The sequence below is a fragment of the Bacillus sp. 05T31 genome (assembly GCF_056396725.1).
In genome coordinates this window covers 1-9,806 of record NZ_JBFTMA010000100.1, presented here as the reverse complement: position 1 = coordinate 9,806, position 9,806 = coordinate 1, and the positions used below count along the sequence as shown (strand labels likewise).

Below are 9,806 nucleotides of genomic sequence, written 5' to 3'. Positions count from 1 at the left end.
GAATTAGAGGCTACACCTATTTTGCAAAAGAAAAAACGCAGGAGACATTCCTACGTTTTTCTTTATAAATATAAAAAAAGTTTTGATATTATTTCAAAAATGCTATAAGGAAAAGATTATAAATTGTAAGTAAGGAATTTATTTTTTCCAACGCTACTATTTTATATCAAGACATACTTTACACAAAACTACAAATCATTATTTACTTTATTGCTCTTAGTTACGGAAACAATTATACTAGATGTAATCTGATTAATAATCTGAATATTCTTTGAATTAAGAGTGAGATTTCCTTTGAGGGCATAGAAATTGTAGAGTATATCACCATGATGTTTAACATGTAAGTTTCTTCCTATTTATATAAGTTCTCAATATGAACTTATATACTACCATTACGAATTGCCTCTTAGATTACTATCATACTGCAATAAAATGAAGGAACTCCTTTTCTTTAACCTAAATTCTATTTCCACTAAATGAATTAAAAAACGATAATAAAATTAGGAGGATTACGATGCCCCAGCTTGATTCATTACATCCCATAGTAGAAAAAATAATCACCAATATTGAAAAATTAATGGTCGGAAAACGAMAAGAAACGMTCTTAGCTTTGACAGCTCTCTTAGCTGAAGGTCACGTACTATTAGAAGATGTTCCCGGTGTCGGGAAAACAATGCTAGTACGTGCTCTTTCTAAATCAATTGATGCTGATTACAAGCGTATTCAATTCACACCTGATTTACTGCCGTCAGATGTAACAGGTGTTTCTATTTATAATCCAAAAGAACTCCAATTTGAGTTCAAGCCTGGACCGATTATGGGGAATTTTGTACTTGCTGATGAAATTAATCGTACATCTCCAAAGACACAATCTGCCTTACTTGAAAGTATGGAAGAAGGCACTATCACAATAGATGGCATTACAAGATCGTTACCAAAACCTTTCTTTGTAATGGCTACACAAAATCCGGTCGAATATGAGGGAACATATCCTTTACCAGAAGCTCAGCTCGATCGTTTCTTGTTGAAGCTAAGAATGGGATATCCTACACCAGAAGAAGAATTTGAAATTTTAAACCGGATGGAAAAAACAAATCCACTCTCTCATTTACAAGCTATTACTACAATAAAAGAATTACTTTATTTACAACAAAGCGTACGGGATATAAGCATGGACAAAGCAATCAAGCATTACATTGTAAAGCTTGTTAGTCAGACTCGTTCTTATAGTTCTATACAGCTAGGTGCAAGTCCACGCGGCTCAATCGCTTTAATGAAAGCTTCACAAGCTTATGCATTCATCCATGGCAGAAATTATGTTATTCCAGACGATGTTAAATTTTTAGCGCCTTACGTTTTAGCTCACAGACTCATTCTAAAAATGGAAGCAAGATTTGAAGGAATAACAGGAGAACAAGTTATCGCCAAAATCGTTGCACGAACTACCGTGCCGACTCAAAGGACGAAAAACCTTTGATGAAACGACTACTACGGGCGCTATATCACGTTACGAAGTTATTGCTAATACCWTTATGCCTAATCTTAACATTTGTATACGCTATGCTTCAAGGAGGATTTGTAAGTTGGTTTTTGTTTTACAGTACGATTCCTATTGGCCTTTATTCACTACTACTTCCCTTCTACGCTTTACGAGACGCTGAAGTAAAACGAATAACAAACCAAAACGAATATGCAGCAGGAGAACAATTTTTAAGTACTATTACAATAAAAAGAAGATTTCCTTTCCCCTTACTTTATTTAATTATAGAAGATGAACTGCCATCACAATTTACAAATTGTAGACAAACGAAGGTGAATAAGGTAATACTCTTTCCAGGATTGAAACGAAATATTTCGTTTCAATATGTAATTGACACAATCCCTAGAGGAGAGCACACTTTTTCAAGCGTACGTGTCAAAACTGGTGATCTATTCGGAATGATGGAGAAAGAAGTAACTTTTTCAGTTCTAGATACATTTTTAGTCTATCCCCAGTATGTAGCTATAACGTATCGACAATTGGAAAATCATTTCGAACAAGGAGCGCTTTCAGCAAATATAAATTTAGCAAAGGACTCTACAATTTCTGTCGGTGTCAGAGAATATAAGCCTGGTGATCGCTTTTCATGGATTGATTGGAAAGCAACTGCACGAACAAACAACATTATGACGAAAGAGTTTGAACAACAGCGCAGCCATAATATTATGATATTCATGGACAGAACCCCGTCCCCTCTATTCGAATCAGTCGTAACATTTTCCGCCTCTATTGTAAGGGCTGTATTGAAGCAAAATTCACCAGCGTCATTCGTGTCTGTCGGAAAAGAACGAACTTTTTTCCCTTTAGACAATGGAGATAGTCAGTTGCATCAAATCTTTTGTCATTTAGCGAAAGTACAAGCGGACAGTGTATTCCCGCTCTCCCGGAGTGTAGAAATGGAATTAAGAAAAATTTATGAGCCCGTAACGATTATACTCATAACAAGCGATCTTTCTCCCGATATTCAAAAGGCGGCTGACTATGCTGCTATTAAAAATAGAAAATTAATGGTGTTTGTCGTGAAAGAAAAAGCAAATCAACTCTCACATCGAGAACTAAGTATTCTAGAAACTCTACAAAAACGAAAAATATTTGTAAATGTGGTTTATGGGAACCGGTATACAAACGTGTTTTTTGAGGTGAGCAAATGATAACATTACGAACAAAATACAAATGGGATATGAGCAGATTCTTCATGCATGTATGTGCATTTTTACTTTTACTAGAATGGCTAAGACCCCTTATAAGTATTACAAACGTAGGGAGATTAGATATTTTTGTAATATTTATAGGAATTTGCTTCACTCTCTCTTTTTTTCAAACAAGGTGGCAGATTCCAATAAAGATCGTCACGATCTTATTCATCATTCATTTCCTGYATTATAAAAATGCTTTTATAARTCCATCTTGGCTAACAAAATTTTTTKCTGATATTTCTCGAAATTCCTCYCTGTTWTTYCARGGGRATTTGCTRGATATTTCTCCAGTTTTTCCAACATTATTATTTTTTCTATCATTTTGGTTTTTGAGTTCTTTCAGCTCTTTTTGGGTTATTCATAAAAAACGTGGGTTGTTATTTCTTGCATTGACTATTATTTATATCACAACTTTTCATAACTTACATTTATACAATGCAAACTACGCTATTATTCGTACTGTTGTCATCGGCTTTTTTATACTTAGTCTTCTTCAAATAGAACGAATAAAAAAGATGGAACACTTACAAAATTATGCTAGARCAATCTCAAAATTACTTAGACCTCTTACAATATTTATTGTATTGTCAGCAACCATCGCATACTTTGCTCCAAAATTTGGCCCTCAATGGCCAAACCCAATGGATTTTTTGAAATTCAACACATCTGAAGCAAGTAAAGAACAAGAAGTTTCTAAAATTGGATATGGTCTAGATGACTCGCAATTAGGCGGTCCTTTTAAGCCGGATAATACAATTATTTTTACAGCACAAACGCAAAACAAACAATATTGGAGAGTAGAAACGAAAGATTTTTATACAGGAAAAGGTTGGGATCTTTCTGAAAATCGAAAAAAAGTTTCTTTTAAAAATAAAAACGACGTCGTGAGCTGGTACGAACCAAATACAAAAACGGAGATAACTGAGGCAACAATCACCATGCAAAAAAGTTATCCTCACCTTACCTATCCAGCAGGATTAGTATCAGTTGAGGCTTCTTCTGATGTATCATACAGCGTTGACCCATTTTCAGAAAAAATCTATACGATGCAAGGAGACTCTTCTACTACTTTAAATTCGTATAAAGTAACATATGAGATTCCGGAGTTTTCCATAGAAAATTTGAAATCTGTAAAAACGAATGAAGGTCATGAAACAAGTCCTTATTTCATGACAAAGTACACACAACTTCCCGAATCATTACCGCAGCGAGTAAGAGACTTRGCTGTTAATCTTACAAATGATAAAGGCAACCGATATGAYAAAGTATTAGCTATTGAAAATTACTTCACAGACAATTCTTTTGTATACGAAACAATGAATGTCTTATACCCTGCCAAAAACCAAGACTATGTAGATCAATTCCTTTTCGATACAAAAAGCGGCTACTGTAATAATTTTTCGACGTCTATGATCGTGTTACTTCGTTCTGCCGGGATTCCCGCTCGCTGGGTAAAAGGCTATACAGAAGGAACTCTGGAGAATACACTTGCTAGTACAGAAGGTGAGAATGTTTATACAATCGCGAACAATAACGCACACTCTTGGGTCGAAGTATATTTCCCAGGATACGGATGGATTCCATTCGAACCAACAAAAGGATTTACCAATCCCTATAATTTCACAAATAATACTCCTGCTTCTACTTCACAAAATAACGAAGTAAATAATTCTAATAACGAGCCAATACACCAACGGAACAATGAAGCAAAGCTCAAAAGTTTAATAGAAAATACAGAAGAAGCCTCTACTAAAAAGATCACAAATTCCAAAAATGATTTTTCTTGGTGGTACGTATTCCTCTCTACGATACCGATTAGTATCATCGGATACATTCTCTTCACCACTAGAATGAAATGGATTACATTTTTTATTATTCTTTTCTATAAATACCGAAAAGATGATGCTGTTTATCAAAAAGCTTACGGTGCACTTTTAAAACAATTTGCGAGAATCGGCATACCACGGGGTGAAAGTCAAACATTCCGAGAATACGCTCTCCACATCGATACACTTTACAATTCGGCCGATATGCAACAACTTACTTTCAGTTATGAGAACGCTATGTATCAAAAGGAACAGGCCGCAGCCGAATGGAAGACATCCGTACACTTATGGGAAGTGCTTATGAAAAAAGCAGCTTCTCTGCCTAAATCAAACGACTACGATAGAGTGATTTAATCTTGATAATGTGAGTTTAAAGAAAACACCTCRAAGAGCTACTTTGTTCTTTGAGGTGTTTTTTAGTAAACATAATAGATAGCTAACTCCTAATTATTCCCCAAGCACCTTCTCAATCTCAACCTCTAAATCCACCGGCTTCGTCTGCGGCGCAAAACGTCCTACTACTTTCCCGTCTTTTCCGATTAGAAACTTAGTAAAGTTCCATTTTACTGCTTTCATACCGAGTAAACCTGGTGCTTGCTCTGTCATGTATGTATACAGAGGATGAGCTTTATCACCTTTCACATCAACCTTTGCAAACATCGGGAAGTTTACACCGAAGTTCAACTCACAAAAACTAGTAATATCCGCTTCTGTACCTGGTTCTTGTCCYCCRAATTGRTTACAAGGGAAACCGAGTATTTCTARTCCTTGRTCTTTATATTTATCATATACTTCCTGTAACCCTTTATATTGTGGTGTAAATCCACATTTACTAGCTACATTTACAATAAGAAGTGCTTTTCCTTCGTAATCTTTTAACGATTTTTCTTCTCCTGTTATTGTTTTAGCTGAAAAATCATAAACTGTCATTGTTCCTACCCCTCTCTTCACTATCATTCTATGTTTATACTATACTACATTCGTGAATATACAGCTCTTATTACGTACTCACATACCGGAATGATAGCGCTTTATTTTCGTTCGRAAATTCGACACAATATACTAGACTTTTATGATGGAAAGTTTTACAATTAATTTGTGAACAAAATGTGACAGTTTATATTTCCATTATAATAGAAAAGGATGGTGTTCATTATGAAAACTGCACAACATGAAACGATTTCAAATCGCGAGTTTTATTTCGTACTATATATGATGTTATTGTATGTTATTGGCTGGGTAATCGATGTAAATGGTTTATTTTTAAGCTCCTACTTTAATTTAGCAGGAGAAATTATGCTTCCGATCGTTGGCGGCATTGTTGGACTGTTCGTTATGTCTATCAATAAAGAACAAACGAAATAACTACATTACAAAAGGGCAGAAGACGAGCTTTCGTTTTCTGTCTTTTTCTATTTTTAGCGTATAATAGATACATACCGTATATAAGGAGTGGTAAGTATGAAAAAAGTAGAACAACTATCTTCTCATCTATATCTTATTGATGATTATGACTTACAACATGATGAACGCACAGGTACATACGTTTTATTAGGTGACGATATTACTTTAATTGAAACTTGTGCGGCTCCTTCTCTTCCCTATATTTTAGACGGCTTACAGCAATTACATATTAATTTAAATGATGTAAAAAACATTATCGTTACACATGTTCATTTAGATCACGCCGGGGCTGCTGGTTTAATGATGGAAAAGTGTCCAAACGCTACTTTATATGTGCATTCTCGCGGTGCTCGTCATATGATTGATCCAACAAAACTAATTCTTGGCGCAAAAGCTGTGTACAAAGAAGATTTTGATAAACTTTTTGATCCAATTCTTCCAATTGAAGAAGAACGTGTTCATATTGTACAAAATGGTGATACATTAAAAATTGAAGAAGACCGTACACTCACATTTTATGATACACCGGGACATGCGAAGCACCATATTAGCATTCACGATTCATTAACAAACGGCATTTTTACTGGCGATACAATAGGAATTTATTATAGAGAACTCGCAGATCTTGATGTAGAACTATATCTACCATCAACGTCTCCTTCACAATTCCAGCCAGATGCGATGATTGCTTCTAAAAATCATATTCAAAGTATGAATGTAGATACTATTTATTTCGGTCATTACGGCGCATCATCCAATGTTACAGAAGTATATAACCAACTTGAACATTGGTTACCTATTTTCGTTAATACTGGAAATGAAGTTTTTCAAAAACATACTGATTTTGATGAGGCTACTAAGGCATTACAATCTTTACTAATGGAGAAAGTTTCCACTCATCTTACAAARYTAAAYGTYCCATCARATCATTCYGTWTATAACATTTTACATCTWGATWTAGAAATTAGCGCGATGGGWATTATTGATTAYTTMACGAAGCAAGAAAAATCAAATTCCACTATTAACTAACAGTAAAAGAAGAGATATACAAACAGCAGTTATTGTATATCTCTTCTTTTTTTGAATATATTTTGAGTAAAGGATGGTGGAATRSAATGCAAAAAGTGATRCTAYACCTCTGCTTYACATTATTTATCRTCTTATTATTAKTTGTMGGWGTWAAAATTCAATTTTATTTAGATACAGACGCGCAAGTGAATTTTAACGTTTATCCAAGATTATTCTACTTTACACTCTTCCCTCTTATAGTTGGCATTTTATTACGATTCCTTCAATCTATTAATCATTCAATGAATAAACAAAACTGGAGCTTTCAACCGGATAAATTTATTGCTATTACAGTGCCTACACTATTCATTTCCTTTTCCCCTACATTACTCTTTTCACCACTTGGCGAATACCTACCTTATTTAGCTAATATTATTCTCGTGAACACAACTTTCGTTACTATAATTAGCCTAATTGCAGGTTATTCACTATTAGATTGTTTTATACAAAAGGACAATGCAACTATGAAAAAATATAATTGATGACCAATTTTTTAAATGTCGTTGGTTACGGTGTTTTATTTATAAGTGCGATATTACTTGTAAGAGTTGCTATACATGCGGTAAAGAAATTTAAGTAATAGCAAAACGAGTATGAAATCGCATAGATTTTATACTCGTTTTTTATTGTTCATATATTTAATTGATAATAGGAAATTTATGTTAAACTAAAGAAAGTCGTGCACTAAATCAAAATACATTTCAAACAAGGGAGACTTATTATGAAATTAGGGACTTTCTCGTTTCTAACGTTTATCGCAAGTATATGTTCTTTCTTTGTTTTAAGAGGACCTAATGCGAATTTAACATTAATTATTGTGCTTCTAAGTATTCTTTCATTACTCGGTATTATTTTTGCGATCGCATCAAAGAATTGGCTATTTAAAATAGTTGGTACGGCGTTAAATGGAGTAATACTAGTATTTGTATATTTCTTATTGCTAGCAAAAGGAATAGGTGGTTAATATATTTACGTTTCAATAAGAAAAGCTCACAGCTTAAGCTATGAGCTTTTTTACTTATCTCACCTTTTCATCTACATACTCCATAAACTGTTCTGCTTTAATAAATCTTTCTTTATACGCTTCAGGTACTTCTTCTACTGTTATCCCACCACTCGATTTCGCTTTTACTAATACAGTTTGATATGACATTAACGCTTCCATATATCGTTCATACTCTTCTGAAGTTAATACTTCTTTACTAGATTTATGGCCATTTAATTTATCAAAATACGGCTGAAGTTCCATTTCTACCTTTTTCATTTCCTCTTTTTTAGCTGGTGATAATTGATCATAATCAATATTACCGTTCGAATCCCCGTACTCAAGCTTTGCATTTGTTAATTTCTTTAGTTCTTTTGTAAACTCTTCATATTCCTTCGCACCCATTTCGTCTTTCGCTTGTGATAACTTTGCATTAAAACGCATGTATCCTTCTAATGTTATAGCTCCGGCATGTTTTTTTAAGTTCTCAAAAGATCCGTATATACCATCCGCCATAATAGATTGGTAAGCAAAACCAGTCGTTGGGATTAAAAATGCGGCTGCAAGCACTCCTGCGATAAGGCGCTTCTTCCTTTTACTTCCCCCGCTCTTCATTTTTATTTGAACAATTACTTTTTCTTTTAACTCCGGCGGGGCAATAATCCCCTTCGCTTCTTCTTGTATAGATTCTCTAACTCTACAATCTAAGCTCATTTCACATTCCCTACCTCTCCTAAAAAGATTTCTTCTACTTGCTCTTTTTGACGTAGTTTCTTTAATGCCGCATGAATTCTAGACTTCACTGTACCGATTGGAATATGTAATATTTGTGCTACTTCTTCTTGAGAGTAATCGTGTAAGTATCTTAAGATAATAACTTGTTTCAATTTATACGGTAACTTATGAATGAGTTCGATTAATTTTTGATTTGATATTTTACTTACAACATCGCTAGAAAAATCAATTTGTACTGGTTTTCTTTGCTCTTCTGCTTTTTTTACAATTCGYAGTCGCATCCACCTCTTTCTTCTATAAGAATGAATTTGTTTAATCGCAAGTCCAATTAGCCAAGGTCTAAATGGCTTCTCGCTATCATATTTACGAAGCGATTCATATAGCTGTATGTATATTTCTTGAACGACATCATCTACATCTGCTTTGTCTTCTATTAAAAAATGTGCTGTCTTATATATTTCTTGAATCGTTTTATCATACAATTCGCTATATGCTTCTTTATTGCCTGATAAAGTTAATTGGATTAAATCTGAATACACTGTTTCACCCTTCATGTACCATCCCTCCTTTGTCCTACACTATATATTGGCAAGAAAACGATATTTCGTTCGAGTTCTTTCAAAGTTTTTTCAAATAAATTAATATAATGATGCAATGACTTCATAAGCTTCACTTATAACCTTGCATAACAATTATATAATTTTCCAATTTCTAATAAAGATTTAAAATAATATATATATTCAAATTTAGGAGGATGTATATGAAAGCTATCGTTGTAACTTCGTTCGGTGGTCCTGAAGTGATGAAATATACAGACGTGGAGATGCCGGCTATTTCAGACAATCAAGTGTTAATACGCGTTGTTGCTGCTAGTGTTAATTTTGCCGATATTAAATCACGTTATGGCAAAAAAGGAAACAAAGCACTACCTTTTATCCCAGGGATAGATGCAGCTGGTATTGTAGAACGCGTAGGTTCTCATGTAAAAAACATTTATCCTGGCCAACGAGTCATTGCTTTTCCTCAAAATGGTTCATACTCTGAATATGTTG

At 34.0% G+C, this 9,806-nt stretch carries 12 protein-coding genes; 9 read left to right on the top strand and 3 right to left on the bottom strand.

Features of this window, described 5'->3' with window-relative positions; genetic code table 11:
* The first annotated feature begins 514 nt into the window (after positions 1-514).
* From AC1DJR_RS09290 to AC1DJR_RS09280, 3 genes are read left to right on the top strand one after another with little or no spacing between them, the layout of a single operon-like run.
* Positions 515-1,477 carry an AAA family ATPase gene (locus AC1DJR_RS09290; RefSeq protein ID WP_477002453.1) on the top strand — a complete coding sequence of 321 codons (963 nt, stop codon included), beginning with the start codon at positions 515-517 and terminating at the stop codon, positions 1,475-1,477.
* Positions 1,477-2,691 (top strand): DUF58 domain-containing protein, encoded by a 1,215-nt coding sequence (locus AC1DJR_RS09285; RefSeq protein ID WP_429691663.1) that lies wholly within the window; start codon positions 1,477-1,479, stop codon positions 2,689-2,691. Before AC1DJR_RS09290 ends, AC1DJR_RS09285 begins: the two co-directional genes overlap by 1 nt.
* Positions 2,688-4,916, top strand: coding sequence for a transglutaminase TgpA family protein (locus tag AC1DJR_RS09280; RefSeq protein ID WP_477002452.1), 2,229 nt, complete (start codon positions 2,688-2,690; stop codon positions 4,914-4,916). The genes AC1DJR_RS09285 and AC1DJR_RS09280 overlap by 4 nt, the downstream gene beginning before the upstream one ends.
* A 93-nt stretch (positions 4,917-5,009) precedes the next feature.
* Here the strand turns inward: AC1DJR_RS09280 and bsaA are convergent, their stop codons facing one another.
* A complete protein-coding gene (gene bsaA / locus AC1DJR_RS09275) occupies positions 5,010-5,492 on the bottom strand; it encodes a glutathione peroxidase (RefSeq protein WP_131246652.1) in 483 nt (160 codons plus the stop codon).
* A 225-nt stretch (positions 5,493-5,717) separates the two neighbouring features.
* On the opposite strand from bsaA, the gene AC1DJR_RS09270 reads away from it, so the two are divergent.
* From AC1DJR_RS09270 to AC1DJR_RS09250, 5 genes are all read left to right on the top strand, one after another.
* On the top strand, positions 5,718-5,927 hold the full coding sequence (locus AC1DJR_RS09270; protein ID WP_002127081.1) for a DUF3925 family protein: 210 nt from the start codon (positions 5,718-5,720) through the stop codon (positions 5,925-5,927).
* Between the two features lie 96 nt (positions 5,928-6,023).
* Positions 6,024-6,995 (top strand): MBL fold metallo-hydrolase, encoded by a 972-nt coding sequence (locus AC1DJR_RS09265; protein ID WP_477002451.1) that lies wholly within the window; start codon positions 6,024-6,026, stop codon positions 6,993-6,995.
* A gap of 86 nt (positions 6,996-7,081) precedes the next feature.
* Positions 7,082-7,516, top strand: a complete 435-nt coding sequence (locus AC1DJR_RS09260) for a hypothetical protein (protein WP_477002450.1) — start codon at positions 7,082-7,084, stop codon at positions 7,514-7,516.
* Positions 7,516-7,614 carry an ABC transporter gene (locus tag AC1DJR_RS09255; RefSeq protein ID WP_429688816.1) on the top strand — a complete coding sequence of 33 codons (99 nt, stop codon included), beginning with the start codon at positions 7,516-7,518 and terminating at the stop codon, positions 7,612-7,614. The genes AC1DJR_RS09260 and AC1DJR_RS09255 overlap by 1 nt, the downstream gene beginning before the upstream one ends.
* Positions 7,615-7,755: 141 nt before the next feature.
* The gene (locus AC1DJR_RS09250) at positions 7,756-7,998 is read left to right on the top strand and encodes a hypothetical protein (RefSeq protein ID WP_097903234.1); all 243 of its coding nucleotides are present in this window, start codon (positions 7,756-7,758) and stop codon (positions 7,996-7,998) included.
* 54 nt (positions 7,999-8,052) lie between these two features.
* Here AC1DJR_RS09250 and AC1DJR_RS09245 read toward each other — a convergent pair whose 3' ends face one another.
* Together AC1DJR_RS09245 and AC1DJR_RS09240 are read right to left on the bottom strand one after the other, a co-directional pair.
* Positions 8,053-8,733, bottom strand: coding sequence for a DUF3600 domain-containing protein (locus AC1DJR_RS09245; RefSeq protein ID WP_002135916.1), 681 nt, complete (start codon positions 8,731-8,733; stop codon positions 8,053-8,055).
* Positions 8,730-9,308, bottom strand: coding sequence for a sigma-70 family RNA polymerase sigma factor (locus tag AC1DJR_RS09240; RefSeq protein ID WP_002165914.1), 579 nt, complete (start codon positions 9,306-9,308; stop codon positions 8,730-8,732). Before AC1DJR_RS09240 ends, AC1DJR_RS09245 begins: the two co-directional genes overlap by 4 nt.
* 206 nt (positions 9,309-9,514) lie before the next feature.
* Here AC1DJR_RS09240 and AC1DJR_RS09235 point away from each other — a divergent pair.
* Positions 9,515-9,806: quinone oxidoreductase family protein (locus AC1DJR_RS09235; protein ID WP_477002449.1), on the top strand; the 292-nt coding region annotated here is incomplete at its 3' end.